We start from the raw sequence: 22,001 nt of genomic DNA, 5'->3' as shown, positions 1-22,001 counted from the left end.
GACTGCTCTCAGTCCGCGTCGCCGCGCTGACGGCGCTCGCGGGTGACGAGCGTGAGCGCCAGCGCGACCGCGACGCCGAGCACTGTCTCGATCGCACGGTCCGAGACGAGCTGCGCGACGGGCAGCGGATGGCCGAGCTGCACCATGCAGAGCGCCAGCGGCGTGATGAACAGCAGCGACACCGTGTAGTTGCGCCCCACGAAGAGCTCGGCGCCCACCTGCATCGCCGTGACGATGAGGATGAGCGCGAGCGGCGACGGCGAGAACGACAGCAGCACCCACGTCACGAGCACGCCGGCGAGCGTGCCGACGACGCGCTGCACGCCGCGCAGCGTGCGGGCCGCGGCGGTCGGCGCGGCCATCGGCACGACGACCGACACGATCGCCCAGTACGGATGACCCACGCCGACCGCCGTCGCGAGGACGCCCGCCAGCGCGATGCCGACCGCGTACCGGACGACGTAGTGACGCAGCGGCCACTCCGGCCCGTCGCCCGGCAGGGTGCCGGGAGCGGGCGTCTGCCGCGGCCATGCCGGCGTCGCGCGGCCCGCCCGGCGGCGCCAGAGGTGCCGGGCGAGCGACGTGAGGTACGTCAGCGCGAGACTCAGCGCGAGCGCGGCGATCGACACCAGGGCGGCGGGCGCGAGGTCGGCGACCACATGCGGGGTCGATGCGCAGGCGCCGAGTGCGAAGACCTGAAAGAGCACCCCGGGCGGGTGCCAGTTGCGTCGATGCGCGACCACGGCCATCCCGGTCGCGAAGACGGCCGCCACGGGGATCAGCACCCATTCGCGCACGGGGGAGAGGGCGACCGTCACTCCGATCAGGATGGCCGCGACGAGCGTGAAACCGGCCTCGCCCTGCGCGCGCAGCCGCTGCGGCAGCGGCAGCGTCCGGCCGAAGATCGACGACAGCGCGCCGAACGACGCGTACATCGCCCACTCCAGCCGCCCGGTCGCCCAGAGCGCGAGCAGCGGCAGCAGCACCGACAGTGCGGCGCGGATGGCCACGGTCCATTCCCCGCGCGCGGGATGGATGCGGAGGAAGTCTCGCAGGAACGACCCCATCATGCCGCGCTGTCGTCGGCGTCGCGGAAGGGCGTGACGAAGGAGTACCCCGCCTCGTTCTTCGTCACGGAGAGGTTGAGACCCATGTGCGGCTCGAGCGTGTTGACCTTGTCGAGCGGCGCGACGACGACGATCTGGAAGCCGAGCCCCAGCCAGGCGCGGATGGCCCGCCCCGTGAACGCGCTGTCGGCCTTCACGAATCCCTCGTCGAGGAAGACCGGCGCGAAGCGCGGCCAGGAGCGGGTCTGGTCGCCCAGCTGGTAGCGCAGGGCCGCCCCGACGATGAACGCCACGAGCTCCTGAGACTCGCCCCCCGACTTGTCGCCGAGCGTCGAGTAGGTGCTGACCTCGCGCCCGTCGGCGTCGATGCGGCTCGCGGTGATCTCGATGTGGCGGCGCACGTCGAGCACCTCGTCGCGGCGCGGGTTGGCGGTCGAGGCGTCGATGAGGTCGATGAACTCCTGCAGCCGGGCGAAGCGCCGGTCGGCTTCCTCCGCCGTCCACTCGCCGGTGACCTCCGCCGACAGCTCCTTCAGCTGCGTGCGGATGGTCTCGATGCGCTCCGGATGGAGGTGGCGCATCTCGATGCGGAGCCGGTCGTCGTCGGACGCGAACGGGAGGTCGCGGAGGATGTCGTTCACCGGCTCGAGGCGCTCCTCGATGCTCAGCAGCGCGTGGCCGAACGAGTCGCTCAGCATCTTGAGGTCCATGGTGCTGACCTCCTGCAGGTGACGGCGGAACTCGAGCCGGTGCTGCGAGAGGCCGTGGTGGGCGATCTCCTCGTGGATCGCGGCGAACTCGTCGTACGCCTCCACGGTCGTCCCGCGGTTCGGGTCGGGCCACTTCTCGCTGTAGGCGGCGAAGATGCGCTCGAGCGATGCGGCGGCGGCGTCGAGCGTGGCGTGGGCGCGCCGCACGTCGAGCTGCAGCTCGTCGATGAGGCGGGGGAGGGTCTTCGCGAATCGCTCGGCCGTGACGTCGGGCTCGATGCGCCGCAGCTCCGCGTCCAGGTGCGCGGCGTCCTCGTCGGTCAGGACGACGTCGAGACGGTCGCGCTCGGCGGCGACGGCGTCCTGCCGATCGACGATGCCGCCCCACACCCGCTCCAGGTCCTCGAGATCCGCCGCGCGGCGGTAGCGCTCGCTGCGGGCCGCCTCGAGCCGCTCCGCCGCGTCGACGAGGCGCGCGTCGAGCTCGCCCAGCAGGTCCGACCGGTCGAGGATGGCCGCGCGCTGCTCCGCGAGGTCGCTCACCTCGCGCTCGACGGCCGCGACGTCGATCGACGCCCACTCCACGTCCTGCACGCGTCGGCAGGCTTCGGCGAGGCGCTGCACCTCGTCCGCTTCGCGCTCGTGCCGGGCTCGCGCCTCCTCGTGCTCGGCGATCCGCGCGGTGGCGGCCTCGATCTCGCCCTCGATCTCGGCGCGGCGCGTCTCGTTGGAGAAGCCGAGGATCGAGCGCTCGCGCGGGTCGCGGCCGTGGGCGCCGCGGCGACCGTGCGAGGTCTGGCCGTTCACGGTGACCTTCGGCTCGTCGCCGCCCAGCTCGCTCGGGCCGTCGACGCAGAGGTGGTCGCTCGCGACGACCCGGCGCTTCACCCAGTCGGTGAAGGGGGAGTCCTTGAAGACGAGGCGGCCGGAGATCCAGCGCGGATCCGCCGGGGTCTCCGCGCGCTCGGCGAGGTCGACGCCGTCGAAGCGGATGCGCCGGCCGATCCGCAGCGACTCGATCGCCTCGCGGATCTGCGGCTGCCGACGCGCGTCCATGAGGAGGGTCATCCCGATGCCCGAGAGCGTGACCTCCGCCGCGTGGCGCCAGGCCTCGTGATCGGGGTGCACGTCGATGAGCTCGGCGGCGAACGGCAGGTCGGCGGCGTCGATGCCGCAGGCCTCGGCGATGTCGCGCCGGATGCGGTCGTAGGCGTCGGGCACGAGGCTGTCGCGGCCGCGCAGCGACTCCAGCTCCGCGAGGTCGCCACGGCGCTTGCGCGTGAGATCTCCGACCGCGAGCACGTCCTCGTCGCGCCGGCGCTTCAGCTCCGCGAGCCGGTCGTCGACCTCCGCGAGGAAGGATGCCGCGCCATCCTGCGCCGCGCGCAGCGCATCGGCTGACGTGAGGTCCACGTCGAGGGCGGCCACGCGCTCCTCGAGGGTGCGCCGGGCGTCGGCGACCCGCGCGACGCGCGCACGGCCATCCGCGAGGCGCGCGTCGAGGCGTGCGAGCAGGTCGCCGCCGTTCTGCGCGCGCTGCTCCTTGAGGTCCTCGACCTCGACGGCGAGGGCGGTCTCCGCCGCGCGCGCGACGGCGAGCGCCTCCTTCTGCGTCTCCCGGGCGGCCTTGTTCGCCTCCTCGGCCTCGACCAGCAGGCGGTGCTCCGCCTCCGCCGCCCAGCGACGGAACGGCGATGCCTCGTCGGCGTGCAGGAGGCCGTAGCGGTCGAGGCGGGCGACGCGTCCGCGCGCGCTCTCGTACTCCTCGTGCAGCTGCCCGATGTCGGCGAGCATGCGCTCCTTGGCCTCGTCGGCGGCGAGGCTCTCGTGGCTCTGCTTGAGGGCCTGGAACTGCGCGAGCACCGCGTCCGCCGCCGCGTACGTGGGCGGCTCCTCCAGCACCATCTCCTTGTAGAGCCGGTCGACCGTGCGCACCTGGTGCCCCGCCTGGATGCGGGAGAGGAGGCGCAGGGCGTTGTCGCTGTTGCCGCCCTCGCCGATCCCCAGGCGCGCGGCGACCGCCGCGAGGAAGTCCTGGGTGGTCTCGTGGTAGCGCAGCGTCGAGAGCCGCGCCCGCATCGCGCGCGGGTCGAAGCGGCCGTCCGCGAACTCGGCCAGGTCGGGGAGGTGCACGTCGCCTTCGAGGGTGAGGTGCCGCGAGCGCACCTCGGTGCTCCGCTGCGCTCCCGCCGGGGCGAAGTAGGTGCGCAGCGCCGTGTACCGGCGGCCGGAGCCGTCGACGAACGTCATCGAGATGATGCCCCAGACGCTCGCGCCGTCGCCGCGCAGCACGCGCTCGACGTCGCGCACGCTGTCGCGCTTGCCGCGCAGGTACGTCAGCACGTTGCGCTGGTCGGCGCCGCGGGCGCGGCCGATGGTGGCGTCGTTCGAGGCGCCGTTGAACGGCACCGTGGCGGGCATCATGAGCGCGATGTACGCGTCGAGCAGGGTGCTCTTGCCCGTGCCGGAGCCGCCGGAGATGAGGGTGGCGTCGCGGTCGAAGTCGACGCGGTGGTGGCCGTGGAAGCCGCCCCAGTTGAGCACCTGCAGGTGGCTGGCGCGCCACTGGGCGGTCTCGTCGTCGTAGCCGGCGATCAACAGGTCGCTCACGCGGCGTCCTCCTCGTCGTCGTCGTCGTCCGGCAGGGCGTCGTCCGGCTCATCGGGCAGCGTCTCGTCGCGTCGTCGCCGCGCGTTCTCCGGCCGGTTCTGCTCGGCCAGCCACTCCTGGATGACCCGGAGCCGGTCGATCGGCAGCAGCGTCTCGATCACGGGGGAGATGAGGAAGCGGTCGTCGCCGTCGGCCTTCACGAGGATGCCGGCCTTGACGAGGGCGTCGACGGCGGCGCCCGCCTTCTTCTCGTCGCCCGAGCGGTCGGTCGCGGTCGCCGGGCGGAACTGGGCCACCGCCGCGAGGCAGTCGTCGCGATCGATGTGCGCGTGCGGATGGCCGCTGCCGCGCTCGGCGAGATGGCGCTGCCGCAGGTGGGCGAGGAGGACCGTCTCCTCGCGCGTGTAGGCGGTGTCGCGCAGAAGCGGGGGCACGTAGCCCGACGCGCCGGAGCGGATCTGCACCTTGTAGGCGACTCCGCGGTCTCGGTCGATCACGAGGTCGAGGAAGAGGTCGTTGAGCCGGCTGCGGATGAGCCGCGCGTCGCGGACGAGCACAGGCCACTCGTCGCGGTCGTCGGTGATGATCTGGTGCTTCAGCACGACGACGAGGCACCGGCGCTGCTCGAGCGTCAGCATGCCCTCGTCGCCTTCGAAGAGCGACAGCCGGGTGTCGTCGGGCGCGTCCTCGATCGGGTCGGCGACCGTGAAGGCGTCGTCGGCGAAGGCGTTCTCCGTGGAGTCGTGGTCAGCGGAGCCGTGGTCAGGCGTCGTCATGGCCGTCTCCTGGTGTCTCGGTCGGGGGCTGCAGGGCGGGGAGCGCGAAGGCGCGCACGGTGCCGTCGGGGCGGATCGTCCGGACGACCCCGCCATCGTCCGCCAGCCCTGCGGGGAGGCCGTGCTCGGCCGCGAGGTGCGCGACGCCGAAGACCTCGACGGGGCGGCGCAGGTCGTCGGGGAGCGCGTTGAACGCCTCCGACAGCGTCGCCGCGCCGCGAGCGGCCGCCGAGGTGAGCGCCTGTCGCACCTCGCCGAGGAGCGGCCCGCCCTGTCGGCGCACGTCGTCGAGCGACGGCGGCGCGGGCGCCTGCGCCGAGACGTCCTCGAGCGGCGGAGCCGGCCGCTCGCGACTCGGGTCGTGGAAGCGCGTGCGCAGGTGCTCCATCTCCAGGCGCGCGGGCATCCACGGCAGCGGGACGGTGTCGCGCGCGCGGGCGGTCTCCATCCACACCGCGAGCTCCTGCTCCACGCGCCGCAGCGTGCGGGTGAGCTCGCGCTCCTGCATGGAGTCGTATGCGGCGAGGTACTCCGCGAGCGACTGCGAGGCGCGCTGCTGCCGGGTCTGCACGTCGCGGAGGCCGCGCCGCAGCACGGCGTCGGCGTTCACGAAGGCGGCGCGGTCCTCCGCAGACAGGTCGCGTGCGAACGGATGCGTCATGATCGCGCGGAGGTCCTCGCGGAACGTCGCGAGGAGCTCCTCATCGCCGAGGACCGTGAGGGCGCCCTGGAAGGCCCGTCCCTCGCGCGTCTGCGATGCCAGCCGGGTGCTGGCCGCGAGGTAGTCCGCGAGCACCTCTCCCTTGGGGCGCTCCTCGGCGCGGAAGTCGCGCACCATCTGATCGTGGATGGCGTCCAGCGCCTCCTCGACGCGACGGAAGTCGCCGGGGAGCTGGTCGAGGAGTTCGACCAGGTCGGTGTATCCCCCGAGCATGCGCTCGTCATCGGCGACGGCCACCTCGCCGCCCGAGACCAGCCGATCCCGTTCAGCCGAGAGGCGCGCGATCTCCGCGTCGAGCGCCGCGACTCGGGCGGTCTCGTCGGGGTTCGCCTCGGTCGCCCAGCGGCGCACCGCGTCGAGGATGGTCGTGAGCCGCGATTCGCTGAGGAGCGCGCGTTCGCGGTAGAGCTCGCTGTGCATGCGCATGGCAGCCAGCGCGTGCGAGGTGAGCTCGTACGCCTCGCCGCCGTCGTCGAGGGGGACGCGTCGGAGCCATTGGCTGCGCATCCACGAGAGGCAGAGCGCGCGGCCCTCCTCCTGCGCCGGCACCTCGAAGCCCGCGTCGCGCAGCTCGTGCAGATAGGTGTCGACCTGCACGTGCAGGCGCTCCGCGCGGACCCGCTTCACCTCCTGCGAGAAGGAGGCGTGGAACACCGCGATGATGAGCGGCGCCCAGCGGCTGCGGACGAGTCCGAGGGCGGCACCCTCGCGCGCCTCCGTGAGGCGCGCGACATCCCGGGGGACTCCGCTCACGTCGGCCGCTCCGATCCTCTCGCCGCGCCCGGTCCCGGGCGCTCGCCGCGGGTGCGGCAACCCTCGATTCTCTCACGGGGAGCGCCCGGGCCCCCGAGAGCGGGCTCAGTCGGAGACGTCGAACGGGCGCAACCGCCCGCACATGCCGTAGCCGGGCTCGGCGGGCGTCGATGCGGATCGCACCCGCGCCTCCGACAGATGGCGGGCGTCGCCGTCCTCGACGGCGCGGACGAGATCGAGGCTCTGCTGCGCCAGGGCGAGCGGACCCTCGGCGACGAGCTCGCCCCACCCCTTCGACCGCTCCCGCACCAGTCGGCCCGCCTGCTCATGGAAGGCCGCCAGTGCGGATCCGTCTCCCGCTTCCACGGCCATCCGCAGGTCGGCGAAGCCGGCCGCCGCCAGGTCGCGGCGTCGGGCTGCGCGCTCGCCCCGCCCCTCGGGGGCGCCGAGGTCCGCCGCCCGCGCATACGCTTCGGGGTCGGCGAGGACGTCGGCGGGGAAGGTGAGGACCGCGTCGCCCGCCTCCGGCAGTCCGGCGTTGCTCATGAGCACCGCCACGCGGAGGCCGCCGTGGTTCACGGCGCGGTGGATGGTGCCGGGCGTGAACCAGACCACGACGCCCTCCGTCAGCGGAGTCTCCTGGAAGCCCGACGCGTCGATGGTCTGGAGCGCGCCCCGCCCCGCCACGACGATGTACGCCTCGGTGGAGACGAGGTGCATATGCGGGCTGCCGCCGCAGACGCCGTCCGGGGCCGCATCCGCGTAGATGTCGAGCAGGCTGACGGAGGTCCCGCCGGGGAAGCTGGATCGGGGCATGCGCTCCTCCTGAGGTGTGGGTCTCGAGAAGCATCCCATCTTGGACGAGCCGCATCCGCGTTACCCGATGCGGCTCGTCCCTGGCAAGCGCGTGCATCCGGCATCCGCGCGCACCGATACTCGGAGCATGAGGACGTTCGGTGTGGAGGAAGAGCTGCTGCTCGTCGACGCGACCACGGGGCGGCCGCGGCCGCTCGCGCCGGAGATCCTGGAGCGGTCCGGCGAGCACGAGCTGCGCGGGTTCGCGATGACCTCCGAGGTCGCGCAGGAGATGGTCGAGGTCGTCGTCGAGCCCTGCCGCACCGCCGACGAGCTGCGCCGCGCCGTCCGTGCCGGGCGCGAGACGGCGGATGGCCTCGCCCGCGAGCTCGACGGTCGCGCGCTCGCCCTGGCGACGTCGCCCGTCCCGCAGCGCACGCACCTGAGCGAGGGGCCGCGGTACGCGGCGGTGCGCGAGCGCTTCCGCGGGATGGCGCAGGGGACCCTCGAGTGCGGCCTGCACGTGCACGTCGCGATCGACGACGCCGCGGAGGGCGTCGCGGTGCTCGACCGCATCCGCGTCTGGCTTCCCGTCATCCTCGCCCTGAGCGCGAACTCGCCCTTCCGCGACGGCTCCGACACCGGCTTCGCCAGCTATCGGCACGTGGTGTGGCACCTCTGGCCGACCGCGGGGCCCCTCGAGCTCGTCGGCACTCCGGAGCGGTACGAGCAGCTCGTGCAGTCGCTCCTCGCGACCGGCGGCATCCTCGACGACGGCCAGATCTACTTCGACGCCCGGCTCTCCCGTCGGCACCCCACCGTGGAGGTGCGGGTGGCCGATGTCTGCCTCGACCCCGAGGACACCATCACGCTCGCCGTCCTGATCCGCGGGCTCGTCGACACCGCGGTCGACGAGTGGCGGCGCGGCGACGAGCCGAACCCGCTGCCGGCCCAGGCCATCCGACTGGCGTCGTGGATGGCCGCGCGTTGGGGTGTGCGCGGAGACCTCGTCGACCCGGGGACCGGTCGTGCGGCTCCGGCCGCCGAGGTCGTCGAGGCGCTGCTCGCGCATGTCCGGCCGGCGCTCGCCGCGAACGGCGACACCGACACGGCGGAGATCGGCGTGCGCGAGATCCTGGTGCGCGGCACGGGAGCCGAACGGCAGCGCGCCCGCCGCGAGCTCTCGGGCTCGCTCGCCGGCGCCGCGCTCGGCGCCGGCGCGGTCGACGACTGACGAGCGGCTAGCCGACCACTGCGCGCACGGCGTCGCGCAGCGTCTTGCGCACCCCGATCGGCTCCGCGGTCGCGAAGGATCGGCCTGCGTAGCACTCCCAGCCCTCACCCGCGCAGCAGAGGTACCCCCGCACCTCGTCGCCGACGGCCACCTGATAGCGGGTCAGCGTGACGGGGATGACCTTCGCCCCCAGCACGCGGCCGGGCGGCTCGGTGCGACCTCCGCTCGAAGCTCCATCGCGGGCAGGTTCGGCCAACAGACTCATGTTCGTGCCTCCGATCTCGACGACGACGTCGAACGCGTGCGAAGCGTGAGAGACAGTGTCGACCCGCCTCTCGCGTGCGGGGAGCGGGCTTGACACCCCTGTGGACGGTGTGCCGTCGCCAGGTGACCCCACGATGCGCCGCGCGCGATCCGCTGTCAAGCCCGTGCGGGCGCCACCGCGTCCTGGTTTCCTCGACACATGACCGCCTCTGCCTCCGCTGCTCCGCGACCGTCCGACCGCCCGGCAGAGGCAGGCGTCCCGACCCTCGCCGCAGACGCCACCCTGCGGTTCGTGCGCGACGGCTACGCCTTCGGCATCCGCGGCTACCGCGACGTCGGCGCGGACGCGTTCCGTACGCGCCTGATGGGGCGCTCCGTCGTCGTCGCGCGCGGAGCGGAGGCCGCGCACGTCTTCGGCGCGGGCGGCTTCCGCCGCAGCGGCGCCATTCCCCGCTCGACGATGCACCTCCTCCAGGACGAGGGGAGCGTCCAGGCGCTCGAGGGCGAGCGGCATCGCGAGCGGCGCGCCCTGATGACGGAGTTCGCCGAGGGCGGGCGCGGGACGCTCGTCTCCCTCTTCCGCTCCGAATGGGAGGCCGAGGTGGAGAAGTCCCGCGGGGTGCGGGTGAAGCTCCTCGATCTCGCCAGCGTGGCACTCGCCCGCGCCGCACTGCGCTGGGTGGGTCTCGCGCTCCCCGCCGACGAGGAGAAGGAGATCGCCGCGGACCTCCGCTCGATGATCGACCACGCCGCGAGCGTCGGCCCGGTGAACTGGGCCGCACGCACCCGGCGGCGGCGGATGGAGGACTGGGCGGGCGGACTGATCGACGACGCGAGGGCCCACGGCGAGAACGTCACGATCGTGGGGCGGCTCGCGCACCACGAAGAGGATGGCCGCCGGCTGGACACCGCCGTGGCCGCCGTGGAGCTGCTGAATCTGCTGCGCCCGGTCGTCGCCGTCGCCCGCTTCGTCGCCTTCGCCGCGCACGCGCTGCACCACCATCCCGACTGGAAGGCGCGTATAGGCGAGGGAGCAGAATCGAGCACGCGCTGGATGGCCGACGAGGTGCGCCGGTTCTACCCGTTCTTCCCTGTGATCGGCGGCGTGGCCACCGATCCGTTCCGCCTGCACGGCGTGGATTTTCCGGCCGGACAGTGGATGCTGCTGGACCTCTACGGCACGGACCACTCGCCGCATCTGTGGCGGCAGCCCGACGCCTTCGATCCGTTCCGGTTCGCCGACGCCTCGCCGAAGGCCATCGTGGCGCAGGGAGCGGGGGAGGGGCTCGGCGCGCACCGCTGCCCCGGCGAGCTCGCCACGTCGGATCTCGTCGCCGCTGCGCTGTCGCTGCTCGTGAGCGGGCGCCCCTACGAGGTGCCGATCCAGGACCTGCGGATCAGTCTCCGGCGGATCCCTGCCCAGCCCGAGAGCGGGATGGCGGTGATCTTCGCATGAGCCCGGCCGTGCCGCGCACCGCGGAGATCGAGGAGACCGCGCGCGAGCGCTTCGGCCTCGAGCAGCTGCGTCCGGAGCAGATCGAGGCAATCGACGCGGCATCGCAGGGGCGCGATGTCCTGGCCGTGTGGGCGACGGGCTTCGGCAAGTCGGCGGTGTACCAGGTGACCGGAGCGCTTCTCCCCGGCATCACGGTGGTGGTCTCGCCCCTCATCGCCCTGCAGGAGGATCAGCTCATCGGCCTCGATGACGCTCCGGCGGCTCCGCATGCCGTGGCGTTGAACTCCGCACGCGGTGCCCGCGCTCGCCGCGAGGCATGGCGGCAGCTGGAGGAGGGCGAGGCGGAGTACGTGCTCCTCGCCCCCGAGCAGCTCGCGAAGGAGGACGTGATCAGCGCGCTGGCGAAGCGCGAGATCTCGCTGCTCGTCATCGACGAGGCGCACTGCATCACCTCCTGGGGGCACGACTTCCGCCCGGACTACCTCCTCATCGGGTCGCTCGCCGAGCGCCTCGGCCGCCCGCCCGTCGTCGCGCTGACCGCCACCGCGTCCACGCCCGTGCGCGAGGAGATCATGCAGCGCCTCGGCATGCGCGATCCGCTGGTGCTCGTGGGCGACATGGACCGCGTCAACATCGCGCTGGATGTCCGTCGCCACGTCGACGACGCCGGCAAGCGGCACGCGGTGGTCGAGGAGGTGGTGGGGCTTCCCGGCCCCGGTCTCATCTACACCTCCACGCGGCGCGACACCGAGCGCTACGCGGCGGAGCTCGCGGAGCGCGGACTGCGCGCGGCCGCGTACCACGCGGGTCTGCGCGTGGGCGAGCGCAATCGCGTGCACGAGGAGTTCCGCGACGGCGACCTCGACGTGGTCGTGGCGACGTCGGCGTTCGGCATGGGCATCGACAAGGAGGACGTGCGCTTCGTCGTGCACGCGGACGCGCCCGAGTCGATCGACGCGTACTACCAGGAGCTCGGCCGAGCCGGTCGCGACGGCGGCTCCGCCCGCGCCACCCTGCACTATCGGCCGGAGGATCTGGGGATCCGCCGCTTCTTCGCCTCGCGCGGAACCGACGCCGACGACATCCGCGCCGTGCTCGGCGCGCTGCGCGACGGGCACCACGCGCGGCAGGCGGTGGCCGACGCCGCGGGGATCCCGCTGCGCCGCACGGTCGCGCTTCTCGCGCTGCTGTCGGACACGGGATCGGTGCGCTTGAACCGGCGCGGCGCTTCCCTGCGGGCCCACGTCGACGATGCGGAGGCGGTGGCGGCGGCGTTCGCGCACGTCGAGGACAGGCAGCGCGTCGAGCAGTCGCGCATCGAGATGCTGCGCGGTTACGCCGAGACGCGGAGGTGCCGTCGCCAGGTGCTGCTGGGGTACTTCGGGCAGGAGCTCGCCGACCCCTGCGGCAACTGCGACACGTGCCTGGAGGGCCATGCGGCCGAGACGCCGGACGTCGAGGCGTCGGGGCAGGAGAGCGGCTACCGCGTGGACGATCGGGTGCGTCATCGCGAGTGGGGCGACGGCACCGTGATGGACGTCGAGGACGACCGCATGACGGTCTTCTTCGAGAGCGCCGGCTACCGGGTGCTCGCACTCGAGCTCGTCGAGGACGAGGGACTCGTCGAGCACGTCGGCTGACCATGGAGCGCTCGTCCATCTGCCGAGAACGCGTGCGCCGACGTCGGAGCCGGGTCTAGGATCTGGACACCGAGGGCGACCCGACGCCCGATGCACCCTGGGGAGGGATCATGACCAGGACCCTGATGGCGCGGATCCATGTCGCCGCGCCGATCGACGAGACCTACCGGCAGTGGGCGCAGGTCGAGGCGTTTCCGCGATTCATCGACACGGTGACCGCGGTCCGGCGCATCGACGACGTGCGCTCGCGCTGGACGATCTCCGTGGGCGGCTTCGTCGACGACATCTACGTGGATGTCGTCGAGCAGGTCGCGCCGGATCGGCTGGTGTGGCAGAGCACCGACGGCGTCGTGCACAACGGACGCGTGGAGCTCGCGCCCGAGGGCGCGGGCACGTGGGTGACGCTGCGCATGGCGTGGGACATCGAGGGGGTCGCCGACGGCAGCGAGATGGCCGACGCGCATCTGCAGCGCGCGCTCGAGGGCTTCAAGAGCGGGCTGGAGGCGGACGCCCTCGCGACCGGCGGCGACGCGGTGGAGGACCGGTCCCTCGCCTCCTGAGGGGTAGGGTCGATCCGTGGGTGTTCTGTACTACGGCTCCGAAGCGGCTCCGATTCACATCGACGACCGCACCCTCGCGCATCTGAAGGTCGTGATCGTCACGAAGCTGCGTCGCCACGAGGGGTTCGCCGTGTCATGGCGCCATCCCGAGGGCGAGCCCGCAGGGCGCAGCACGATCTGGGTCCATCCGGCGGTGCCGCTGCGGTTCGAATTCGACGAGCCCGTCGCGCCCGAGCTCAATCGCGCCTGGCTGGAAGAGCTCGCCGTCTCCGCGAACGTGCTGGGCGGCGTGACCCTCGTCGAGGAGCACATCGCGGGCGAGCTGCCCTGACCCGTCCTGCCTCTTCGCTCAGACGCTGTCAACCCCGTTCCCTTCGCGCCCCGCGCGTGGTGATATGGGATCTCGACCGCAGGACGACGAGAGGGGGCCCATATGGGACTCGGTGACAAGATCGAGAACGCAGGTCAGGACCTCGCGGGCAAGGCGAAGGAAGCTGCCGGGCACGCGACCGACAACGAGAAGCTCGAGGCCGAGGGCGAAGGCGACCAGGCTGGCGCCCAGTTCAAGAAGGCCGGCGAGAACGTCAAGGACGCCTTCAAGTAAACGGCATCCTCAGCGGGGGCAGCGCACCACGTGCGCGGCCCCCGCTGCCGTCGTGCCGGGCAGGTGCGACATCACGTGATCGAAGACGATCCACGGACGATGGACGAGGACGCAGGATCATGATCGAACCACTGCCGAACGCGGACCCGCACAGACGCAGCTCGCCCCAGGGCGCAACGTCTGCGGCGGGACGGCACCCCTCTCAGAGGCCCGTGCCGATCCCGCACTTCCCGCCCCTCACCGACGGATACTACCGTCGCAAGGGGCGGTGACCTGATTCACCGCGATCGCTGGTCCGCGTCGAGGCTCTTCTCGAAGAGCGCGGCGGGATAGCGGCCCGAGTCCGGCGGGAACGCCCGGACGCCGCGCAGGGCGTAGCCCCGGCCCTCGTAGTACGTGCGGAGGCCGGGGTTGGCCGCCATGCAATCCAGCCGAGACGACGACCAGCCGCGACCGGCGATGAGGCTCTCGGCGAAGTCCAGCACGCGCGCCCCCAGGCCTTCGCCGGAGCGCGATCGCGCCACCATCAAACCGTGGATGTACCCGGCGTCGGCGGTCTCGGAGTCCTCCCAGAAGGTCGGATCCTCGTCGAGCACGCGGCAGGCCGCATCGACGCCCGCGGCTCCGTCGAGGACGTGCCACTGGCCATCCGCGATCTGCGCCTCGATCTCGCGCAGCGGGATCTGACCGCGGCGCCACTGCCCGATGCCGCGCGAGGCATGCCAGTCGGCGAGCGCATCGCGCAGGTCGAGGATGGCCGGGGCATCGGCGATGAGGGCGGGGCGCAGCACCCGACCATCCTCTCTCTCAGATCTCCGGAACGACCCGCACCGCGCCCTTGTCCGCCGACTGGGCGAACGCGGCGTAGGCGCGGAGGGCGGCCGAGACCGGACGCACGCGGTCCTTCGGACGGTAGCCGCCGTTCGCCTCGAGCTCGGCGCGGCGCCGCTCGAGCTCCGCGTCGGGCACGTCGAGCGAGATCGCGCGCGTCGGGATGTCGATCGAGACGATGTCGCCGTCCTCCACGAGCGCGATGAGCCCGCCGGCCGCCGCCTCGGGCGAGACGTGTCCGATGGACAGGCCCGACGTGCCGCCCGAGAAGCGGCCGTCGGTGATGAGCGCGCACTTCTTGCCGAGGCCGCGTCCCTTGAGGAACGACGTGGGGTAGAGCATCTCCTGCATGCCGGGGCCGCCCTTGGGGCCCTCGTAGCGGATGACGACGACGTCGCCCTCCGCGACCTCCTTCGCGAGGATCTTCTGCACGGCCTCATCCTGCGACTCGCAGACGACCGCCGGGCCGGTGAAGGTCCAGATCGAGGGGTCGACGCCGGCGGTCTTCACGACCGCGCCGTCCACGGCGATGTTGCCGCGCAGCACCGCCAGGCCGCCATCCTTCGAGTACGCGTGCTCGACGTCGCGGATGCAGCCGCCGGCCGCATCGACGTCGAGCTCCCGCCAGCGCTCCGACTGCGAGAACGCGGTCGACGAGCGCCGACCGCCCGGCGCCGCGTGCCACAGCTCGCGCGCCTCGTCGCTCGCGGAGCCGCCGCGGACATCCCACTCGTCGAGCCAGGCGCCGAGCGTCTGCGCGTGGACGGTGTGCACGTTCTCGTCGAGCAGACCGCCGCGGCGGAGCTCGCCGAGGAGGGCGGGGATGCCGCCCGCGCGGTGCACATCCTCCATGTAGTAGGTGCGGCCGTCCGCGACGTTCGGGGCGACCTTCGCCAGGCACGGCACACGACGGGAGACCTCGTCGATCTCGTCGAGGCCGAAGGCGACGCCCGCCTCGTGCGCGGCGGCGAGGAGGTGGAGGATCGTGTTCGTCGAGCCGCCCATCGCGATGTCGAGCGCCATGGCGTTGCCGAAGGCGGCCGGCGTCGCGATGTTGAGGGGGAGCACCGAGGCGTCGTCCTCGTCGTAGTAGCGGCGTGTGATGTCGACGACGAGCGAGCCCGCCTTCTCGTACAGCGCGCGGCGGGCGGTGTGGGTGGCGAGCACCGAGCCGTTGCCGGGGAGCGAGAGGCCGATGGCCTCGGTGAGGCAGTTCATCGAGTTGGCGGTGAACATGCCGGAGCACGAGCCGCACGTCGGGCACGCCGCCTCCTCGATGCGCTGGATGTCGGCGTCGGAGACGTTCTCGTTGACCGCCTCCGAGATCGCGTCGACGAGGTCGAGGGTGCGCACGGTGCCGTCGACGAGCGTCGCGCGTCCCGACTCCATCGGGCCGCCGGAGACGAAGACGGTCGGGATGTTGAGGCGCAGCGCGGCGAGGAGCATGCCGGGGGTGATCTTGTCGCAGTTCGAGATGCACACGAGCGCGTCGGCGCAGTGCGCGTTCACCATGTACTCGACGGAGTCGGCGATGAGGTCGCGCGAGGGCAGCGAGTAGAGCATGCCGCCGTGGCCCATGGCGATGCCGTCGTCGACGGCGATGGTGTTGAACTCGCGGGGCACGCCGCCTGCGGCGGTGATGGCCTCGGAGACGATGCGGCCGACGGGGGCGAGGTGCGTGTGCCCGGGGACGAACTCGGTGAACGAGTTGGCGACGGCGATGATGGGCTTCCGCCCGATGTCCGCTCCGGGAACGCCGGCGGCGCGCAGCAGTGCGCGGGCGCCGGCCATGTTGCGGCCGTGGGTGATCGTGCGGGAGCGGAGTGCGGGCATGGTCTCAGTCACGCACCTTCCTCGGATCATGGGGAGTCACGGCCGGTACTGGTACTGCGAGTACCATCGGGGAGTGATCCGCCCTCGCACTCCTCGCCGCGAGCAGCTCGGAGAGTTCCTCGGGGCGCGGCGGCGATCGGCGAGCCGGACCGCGCTCGGCCTCCCGCTGTCCGCGCGGCGCAGCGACACCGGACTCAGCCGCGAGGAGGTCGCGACGCTCGCCGGGGTGAGCGGCTCCTGGTACACGTGGCTCGAGCAGGGGCGCGACATCAACGTCTCTCGGCAGGTGCTCGTCGCGGTCTCGCGTGTGCTCGCGCTCACGGCCGACGAGACCGAGTACGTGCTCGCCCTCGCGGAGCAGGAGGCGGGGCCATCCGCCCCCGACCGCGACAGCGTGCCGGTGCATCTGCAGCGGCTGGTCGACGCGCTCGACTTCCCGGCGTTCGTCGTCGCCACCGACTGGGCGATCGCCGGCTGGAACCCGCGGTACGCCTGGCTGTATCCGCGCATCGCCACGCTCGACGTCGCCGACCGCAACCTCCTCTGGCTCATCTACACCGACCCGGAGCTCCGCGAGATGCTGCCGGACTGGGCGCGCGACAGCCGTCGGTTCCTGGCGGAGTTCCGCGCGGAGGCGGGCGTGCGTCTCGGCGCACCGCGACATCGCGCGCTCGTCGACCGGCTCCTCGCCTCCAGCCTCGACTTCCGCGAGCAGTGGTCGGAGCTGGAGGTGTCGCGCTTCGCCTCGCGGCGGCGGATGTTCCGGCATCGCGAGGAGGGTCTCCTCGCCTTCGATCATCACCGTCTCGTGCCATCCGACGCCGTCGACCTGCACGTCGTGATGTACGTGCCGGCCGCCGACTGACGCGGGTTGCTAGCGTGGCGGCAGGGAGGATCCATGACGACGCAGGTGCTGACGGTCGGGCACTCCAACCATCCGCTGGAGGAGTTCCTCGAGATGCTCGAGGTCAACGGCGTCGAGCTCATCGGCGACGTGCGCTCGGTGGTGGGATCGCGCCGCAACCCGCAGTTCGGGCGTGACGAGCTGCCCCGCTCCCTGGAGGCCGCGGGCATCGGGTATCGCCTCCTCGAGGATCTCGGCGGACGGCGGTACACGCGCGTGGGCGAGCCCACCGTCAACGGGGCGTGGCGCAACCACAGCTTCCAGAGCTACGCCGACTACATGCAGACGGAGGCATTCGCCGGCGGCGTGGACGAGCTCATCGGGCTCGCGGAGGAGCGGCGCGTGGCGATCATGTGCGCGGAGGCGGTGCCGTGGCGCTGCCATCGCTCCCTCATCGGCGACGCGCTCGTGGTGCGCGGCGTCGAGGTGCTCGACATAATGAGCCGCACGTCGAATCGGCCCCACACGCTGACGTCGTTCGCGCGCGTGGAGGGGCAGCGGGTCTGGTATCCGCCGGAGGAGGAACCGGCGTCCTGACCCGCTGCCCGAGTCTCAGCGCGAGATGTCGCTGCGGGCGCGGGCCTCGACCATCCGCTTGAAGCGCTGGAGATCGCGCTGCGCGATGTCCTGGTCGATGGCGACCGGGAGGCCGATGCCGGCGAAGGGGTCCTGCTGATCCCACACCGCGCGGAGCGTCACGTGCGTGCTGTCGCCCTGCTCCTCGATCTCGACGTGCCCGGAGTGCAGGATGCCGTCGGTGCTCTGCCAGCCGACGCGCCGGCCCGGCACGGCATCCACGATGTCGGCGTAGAAGTCCTGCACGCTGCGTCCGATCCGCACCTGCCAGAACGACCGCACCTCATCCACGACGCGGACGGACTGGACCATCTCGAGGACGTCCGGGAAGGACGCCACGTCCGTCCAGCACTCGTAGACCTGCCCCGGAGGGGCGGCCACGTCGATCTGTCCTGTCAGCACTGTCGCCATGATCTGCCTCGGAATCTCGTCGAATGCGTTCTCTCGGTGTGTCGTCTCTCGACGGTATGCACTGCTCGCCCCGCGCCTTAATGGGGTTGACGAGAGCGCTCCTTCTGCTTCGCCTCCCCGGTGCGCCACCAGCGCCATCCGCCGTCGACCGCATTGACGCCGGGCTCCGGCCGGAAGAGATTGCCGTCGGTGGGGGCGGCCGAGCGCGTGCGCACGCCGACGACGCGCATGTACGCCGACATGAACCCGTCGACGAGCGCGGGGCTGAAGGGGCGGAGATATAGGGCCGCTCCCTGAGCGCGGCCCACGACCATCCGTCGACGCGGGCGCCGCGCGGTCTTGACGATGGCCCGCGCCACCCGCGCCGGCGAGATGGCCGGCGGCAGTGCGCGCTGCCTCCGGCCGGTGCTGCTCGCCGCGTGCTGGTAGATCGGGGTATCGACGGTGGCGGGCAGGACCAGCGACACGTCGACGCGACCGCGCAGCTCGAGACGCAGGACCTTGGCGAAGCCGGCGATGCCGTGCTTGCTGGCGACGTACGGGGCGATGTAGGGCGCGGCGAGCTCCGACAGCACCGAGCCGATGAGGATCAGTACGCCCCGCCCGCGCTCGAGCAGCGGGATGGCCGCCTGGGCCGCCTGCATCTGGCCGATGAGGTTGACCTCGATCACGCGTCGGACCACTTCGGGCGGCAGGGTCTCGTACGGGCCGAAGCTGTAGACGGAGCTCGACCCCACCCACACGTCGATCCGCCCGTAGCGGGCCTCGACTGTCGCGAGCATCTCGCTGACCGCGTCCGACTCCGTGATGTCGAGCGCGATGGGGAGGACGTCGCTCGCGCCGCGCTTCCGGCACTCCTCCGCGACCGCGGCGAGGCTCTCCGTCGACCGCGCGCACAGCACGAGCCGCGTGCGCCGCTTCGCGAACCGGCGCGCGGCCGCGCGGCCGATGCCGCTCGAGGCGCCGAGGATCACGACCACGGTGTCGGAGCCGAGGGCGCGCTTCACTCCCCGCTCGATTCTGATCTCGGCATTCGCTCCTCCTGAAGGTGGCGTCTTCTGCATATGAAAGGCGCTCGTCCGCCGCGAGGGCAGGGGGTTCCGATATCGCCGGGCGCGTGGCACCATGCCGCCTAACACCGCGAGCACGCGGCGGCAAGCCTCTGTAACCTGCGCGATCGGTGCCGCAGGGTGCTGTCATGAGCACGAGCACACCTCCGTGGAGCGAACCGGCCGACGGCGTCTTCCGCCTGAACGTGGCGGAGGTCAACTGCTATCTCGTCGTCCGTCCGGAGGGGATGACCCTCGTCGATGCGGGTCTGCCGCGCACGTGGGGGCCGCTCCAGCAGCTGCTGGAGCACCTCGGCGCGCGGGTCGGTGACATCGATGCGCTCCTCCTCACGCACGCGCATTTCGACCACGTCGGCATGGCGCGCCGGCTGCACGATCAGCACCGGGTGCCGGTGAAGGTCCACCCGCGGGATGGCCGGCTCGCCCGCCATCCGTATCGGTACCGTCACGAGGCCGCCCGACCCCCATATCTCGTGCGCTACCCGCAGGCGCTGCCCGTGCTCGCGAGCATGGTGCGCAACGGCGCGCTGAACGTGAAGGGCGTGGACGCCGACGGGTCGTTCGTGCACGGGAAGTCGCTGGACGCGCCCGGCGCACCCGTTCCCCTCTGGACGCCGGGCCACACCGACGGCCACTGCGCGCTGCTCTTCGACGAGCTCGGCGTGCTGTTCTCCGGCGACGCGATCGTGACGCTCGACCCGTACACCGGCGAGACCGGCCCTCATGTCGTCGCGAACGCCGCGACGGCCGACAGCCGCACGGCCCTGTCATCGCTCGACGCGCTGGCGGAGACCGAGGCGGGCATCATGCTGCCGGGCCACGGCGAGCCGTGGACGGGCGGGGTGCGGGCAGCCGTCGCCGCCGCCCGCGCGGGCGGAGCCCGCTGAGGTCAGCCGCGGGCGCCGGAGCGCCCCTGCACGGAGCGGTAGGACGGGTCGCGCAGGGCGGAGATCCACGGCGCGATGGTCGCTCCCGGCGGCGTGTGACGCCCGACGTCGATGCGCCGGCCGGTGTCGAGCGTGCCCTCCTCGGCGCGCAGCGTGAGGTCGGCGAACGGATGCCACCGCCCCCTCGGTCGCGCCGCGTAGACCCGCAGACGCCAGGGGGTCGTCCGCAGCCTCCGGGCGATGTCCTCCGGGTCGGACGGCAGATCGTCGGGACCGAGCGGGCGCACCGCGAGCAGGACCGGTCCGTGGCTGCCTCGGTACGGGAGGATCGTGCTCGACCACGCGGCGGAGGGCGAGAGGCGCGGGAGGAGGGCGAAGCGGGAGAACCGCGCCCGGCCGGTGGACGCGAAGGCGATATCCACCGGGCCCGCCGACCCCTCGGCTCGCAGCGCGAGGCCGATGACGTCGGGCAGGGGTGCCGGCACCCCGATCGAGCGCGAGAGGCGTGCGCGCACGGCGACCGCGCCGGCGGGCGGCTCGTCGATCCACGAGATGCCCGATGCGCTCGCGCCGAGCCAGCGCATCTCGCCCGCGAGAGCGACGCCGTGCGGATGGATGGGGCGCGGGTGCCGCACGCGGGTCAGCGCCACGAAGAACTGCGCGAGGAGCGAACCTGCGGCCGAGGCGAGAGGAGGCATGGACCCATCCGATCAGCACCGCGACCCGGGCCGAAGGCCTTGACAGCCCCCGGGCCGAAGGCCAGAGGCGGCGGAGCCCTGCCGTCGCTCAGACGGGGATGTCCACCTCGCCGGTCTGCTCGCCGCGCTGCTTCGCCCGCCGGCGTCGCGCGCGATCCAGCAGTGCCATCGCCGGGGTGGCCGCCACCCCGTGGACGAGCACCGAGCCGAGGACGACGAGGGAGGCGACAGCCCACAGCCGCTCGGCCCCCGGGAAGTCGCCGTGCTCGAGCGCGTAGGCGATGTAGAAGAGCGACCCGACGCCGCGCACCCCGAAGAAGGCGATGGCGCCGCGCTCGCGCGGCCCGGTCTTGCCGGGCGTCATCCCGAGCCACCCCAGCAGGGGGCGGATGATCAGGATCAGCACGATCGCGAACAGCACGTCCTCGATGGCGACGGCCTCGAGCAGACCGCGCGCGACGGCGCCGCCGAGCAGGATGAGCACGACGACCGTGAGCAGGCGCTCGACCTGCTCCACGAAGGTGTGAAGGACCGCATGGAGACCGTGCGCGCGCTCGCCGGCCCGGATGGTGCACGCGCACACGAAGACGGCGACGAACCCGTAGCCCTCCGCGACCTCGGCCGCGCCGTACGCGAGGAACGTCGCGCCGAGGGCGATGAAGCCGTCCGCCCGGTCGGCGAAGCCGAGCCGCTGCGAGACGGAGGAGAAGAACATTCGCCGCAGCAGCCATCCCACTCCCAGCCCGACGAGCACGCCGACGCTGAGACGCCAGAGCACGTCGAGCAGCAGCCATTTTCCAAGCCAGCCGGATGGCGCGACCCCGGCCAGGCTGATCGCGATCGCCGCATACGTGAACGGAAAGGCCAAGCCGTCGTTGAGCCCCGCCTCCGATGTCACGGCGAAGCGGGCCTCGTCGTCGTCGCCGCCCTCGTCATCGGTGAGGGGCTCGCTGACCTGCACCTCGCTCGCGAGCACCGGGTCGGTGGGGGCGAGCGCCGCCGCCAGGAGGACGGCGCTGGCGACGCCGAGGCCCAGCCCCCACCATCCGAGGAAGGCGACGGCCGCGATCGACAGCGGCATGGTGATCCCCAGCAGCCGCCAGGTCGTCGACCAGGTGCGCCAGCTGAAACGGCGGTTGATCGCGAGCCCCGCGCCCATCAGCGAGACGATCACGCAGACCTCGGTGAGATGCAGGGTGAGGTCGGGGTGCTGCAGCGGATTCGGGTCGGGCAGGTCGGGGAAGAGGGCGAACGCGCCCATGCCGGCCGCGACGAACACGATCGGCATCGACACCGGCACGCGCCCCAGCAGGCGCGGCAGGAGGGCGGCGACCAGCGTCGCGATGCTGGCCGCGAGATAGAGCAGCCCGACGGGATCCAGCGACATGAGGCCCTTCCTGACGGCGGTCGGCGCGGGGCCGGTGCCGACGTCGGACCGCGTCCGTCGCGTCGACGTCTCAGCGGATGCCGCTCGCACACGGTAGCGGTCCGGAGACCGTGTGCGTCGGTGCTTGACAGCGTCCGCTTCCGCCGTTCCGCAGCGCCGCCGCCGCTGATCTCTTCTAGGCTCGAGGCAGCACCTCCGCGGGGGCGGGGGCAGT

The 22,001-nt window shown here is 72.5% G+C and carries 21 protein-coding genes; 9 read left to right on the top strand and 12 right to left on the bottom strand.

What is annotated here, in order from left to right:
• Window positions 1-8: 8 nt before the first annotated feature.
• The 5 genes from D7D94_RS09965 to D7D94_RS09945 all read right to left on the bottom strand — a co-directional run bounded on the left by D7D94_RS09965 (window position 9) and on the right by D7D94_RS09945 (window position 7,453).
• Window positions 9-1,070 carry an FUSC family protein gene (locus D7D94_RS09965; protein ID WP_156242456.1) on the bottom strand — a complete coding sequence of 354 codons (1,062 nt, stop codon included), beginning with the start codon at window positions 1,068-1,070 and terminating at the stop codon, window positions 9-11.
• Window positions 1,067-4,387: an ATP-binding protein gene (locus D7D94_RS09960; RefSeq protein WP_156242455.1), complete on the bottom strand. Its 3,321-nt coding sequence runs from the start codon at window positions 4,385-4,387 to the stop codon at window positions 1,067-1,069. Before D7D94_RS09960 ends, D7D94_RS09965 begins: the two co-directional genes overlap by 4 nt.
• Window positions 4,384-5,163, bottom strand: coding sequence for a DUF4194 domain-containing protein (locus tag D7D94_RS09955; RefSeq protein ID WP_173024291.1), 780 nt, complete (start codon window positions 5,161-5,163; stop codon window positions 4,384-4,386). The genes D7D94_RS09960 and D7D94_RS09955 overlap by 4 nt, the downstream gene beginning before the upstream one ends.
• A complete protein-coding gene (locus D7D94_RS09950; RefSeq protein WP_173024290.1) occupies window positions 5,150-6,637 on the bottom strand; it encodes a DUF3375 domain-containing protein in 1,488 nt (495 codons plus the stop codon). Before D7D94_RS09950 ends, D7D94_RS09955 begins: the two co-directional genes overlap by 14 nt.
• Before the next feature lie 105 nt (window positions 6,638-6,742).
• Window positions 6,743-7,453: a cupin domain-containing protein gene (locus tag D7D94_RS09945; protein WP_156242452.1), complete on the bottom strand. Its 711-nt coding sequence runs from the start codon at window positions 7,451-7,453 to the stop codon at window positions 6,743-6,745.
• Window positions 7,454-7,580: 127 nt separating this feature from the next.
• Here D7D94_RS09945 and D7D94_RS09940 point away from each other — a divergent pair, with 127 nt between their 5' ends.
• Complete coding sequence (locus D7D94_RS09940; protein WP_173024289.1) at window positions 7,581-8,666, top strand: carboxylate-amine ligase; 1,086 nt, start codon at window positions 7,581-7,583, stop codon at window positions 8,664-8,666.
• Window positions 8,667-8,673: 7 nt separating this feature from the next.
• Here D7D94_RS09940 and D7D94_RS09935 read toward each other — a convergent pair whose 3' ends face one another.
• The gene (locus tag D7D94_RS09935; RefSeq protein ID WP_173024288.1) at window positions 8,674-8,931 is read right to left on the bottom strand and encodes a hypothetical protein; all 258 of its coding nucleotides are present in this window, start codon (window positions 8,929-8,931) and stop codon (window positions 8,674-8,676) included.
• A 198-nt stretch (window positions 8,932-9,129) separates the two neighbouring features.
• On the opposite strand from D7D94_RS09935, the gene D7D94_RS09930 reads away from it, so the two are divergent.
• The 5 genes from D7D94_RS09930 (at window position 9,130) to D7D94_RS09910 (ending at window position 13,190) form a co-directional block, all read left to right on the top strand.
• On the top strand, window positions 9,130-10,386 hold the full coding sequence (locus D7D94_RS09930) for a cytochrome P450 (RefSeq protein ID WP_156242449.1): 1,257 nt from the start codon (window positions 9,130-9,132) through the stop codon (window positions 10,384-10,386).
• Window positions 10,383-12,026: a RecQ family ATP-dependent DNA helicase gene (locus D7D94_RS09925; RefSeq protein WP_156242448.1), complete on the top strand. Its 1,644-nt coding sequence runs from the start codon at window positions 10,383-10,385 to the stop codon at window positions 12,024-12,026. Before D7D94_RS09930 ends, D7D94_RS09925 begins: the two co-directional genes overlap by 4 nt.
• A 110-nt stretch (window positions 12,027-12,136) precedes the next feature.
• Complete coding sequence (locus D7D94_RS09920; RefSeq protein WP_156242447.1) at window positions 12,137-12,586, top strand: SRPBCC family protein; 450 nt, start codon at window positions 12,137-12,139, stop codon at window positions 12,584-12,586.
• A gap of 16 nt (window positions 12,587-12,602) precedes the next feature.
• Window positions 12,603-12,917 (top strand): DUF7882 family protein, encoded by a 315-nt coding sequence (locus tag D7D94_RS09915; protein ID WP_156242446.1) that lies wholly within the window; start codon window positions 12,603-12,605, stop codon window positions 12,915-12,917.
• A gap of 102 nt (window positions 12,918-13,019) precedes the next feature.
• On the top strand, window positions 13,020-13,190 hold the full coding sequence (locus D7D94_RS09910) for a CsbD family protein (RefSeq protein ID WP_156242445.1): 171 nt from the start codon (window positions 13,020-13,022) through the stop codon (window positions 13,188-13,190).
• Window positions 13,191-13,468: 278 nt separating this feature from the next.
• Here the strand turns inward: D7D94_RS09910 and D7D94_RS09905 are convergent, their stop codons facing one another.
• Entirely contained in the window at window positions 13,469-13,981 is a 513-nt protein-coding gene (locus D7D94_RS09905) for a GNAT family N-acetyltransferase (protein ID WP_156242444.1), read from the bottom strand.
• A 16-nt stretch (window positions 13,982-13,997) separates the two neighbouring features.
• The gene (ilvD, locus tag D7D94_RS09900) at window positions 13,998-15,854 is read right to left on the bottom strand and encodes a dihydroxy-acid dehydratase (RefSeq protein ID WP_156243411.1); all 1,857 of its coding nucleotides are present in this window, start codon (window positions 15,852-15,854) and stop codon (window positions 13,998-14,000) included.
• Window positions 15,855-15,927: 73 nt separating this feature from the next.
• Here ilvD and D7D94_RS09895 point away from each other — a divergent pair, with 73 nt between their 5' ends.
• Both D7D94_RS09895 and D7D94_RS09890 read left to right on the top strand, forming a co-directional pair.
• Window positions 15,928-16,719 carry a helix-turn-helix transcriptional regulator gene (locus D7D94_RS09895; RefSeq protein ID WP_246171763.1) on the top strand — a complete coding sequence of 264 codons (792 nt, stop codon included), beginning with the start codon at window positions 15,928-15,930 and terminating at the stop codon, window positions 16,717-16,719.
• 33 nt (window positions 16,720-16,752) lie between these two features.
• Window positions 16,753-17,295 (top strand): DUF488 domain-containing protein, encoded by a 543-nt coding sequence (locus tag D7D94_RS09890; RefSeq protein WP_156242443.1) that lies wholly within the window; start codon window positions 16,753-16,755, stop codon window positions 17,293-17,295.
• A gap of 15 nt (window positions 17,296-17,310) precedes the next feature.
• Here D7D94_RS09890 and D7D94_RS09885 read toward each other — a convergent pair whose 3' ends face one another.
• Window positions 17,311-17,745, bottom strand: a complete 435-nt coding sequence (locus D7D94_RS09885) for an SRPBCC family protein (RefSeq protein WP_173024287.1) — start codon at window positions 17,743-17,745, stop codon at window positions 17,311-17,313.
• A gap of 77 nt (window positions 17,746-17,822) precedes the next feature.
• Window positions 17,823-18,752 carry an SDR family NAD(P)-dependent oxidoreductase gene (locus D7D94_RS09880; protein WP_173024286.1) on the bottom strand — a complete coding sequence of 310 codons (930 nt, stop codon included), beginning with the start codon at window positions 18,750-18,752 and terminating at the stop codon, window positions 17,823-17,825.
• A gap of 191 nt (window positions 18,753-18,943) precedes the next feature.
• Here D7D94_RS09880 and D7D94_RS09875 point away from each other — a divergent pair, with 191 nt between their 5' ends.
• On the top strand, window positions 18,944-19,702 hold the full coding sequence (locus D7D94_RS09875) for an MBL fold metallo-hydrolase (RefSeq protein ID WP_156242440.1): 759 nt from the start codon (window positions 18,944-18,946) through the stop codon (window positions 19,700-19,702).
• Window positions 19,703-19,704: 2 nt separating this feature from the next.
• Here D7D94_RS09875 and D7D94_RS09870 read toward each other — a convergent pair whose 3' ends face one another.
• Both D7D94_RS09870 and D7D94_RS09865 read right to left on the bottom strand, forming a co-directional pair.
• On the bottom strand, window positions 19,705-20,400 hold the full coding sequence (locus D7D94_RS09870) for a hypothetical protein (RefSeq protein ID WP_156242439.1): 696 nt from the start codon (window positions 20,398-20,400) through the stop codon (window positions 19,705-19,707).
• A gap of 88 nt (window positions 20,401-20,488) precedes the next feature.
• On the bottom strand, window positions 20,489-21,787 hold the full coding sequence (locus tag D7D94_RS09865; RefSeq protein WP_156242438.1) for a cation:proton antiporter: 1,299 nt from the start codon (window positions 21,785-21,787) through the stop codon (window positions 20,489-20,491).
• Window positions 21,788-22,001: the final 214 nt, after the last annotated feature.

Origin of the sequence: Microbacterium oryzae, assembly GCF_009735645.1 — a bacterium.
Classification (GTDB): Bacteria; Actinomycetota; Actinomycetes; order Actinomycetales; family Microbacteriaceae; genus Microbacterium; species Microbacterium oryzae.
The sequence above is the reverse complement of the archived record's forward strand: the minus strand, read 5'-3'. Positions and strand labels throughout refer to the sequence as shown.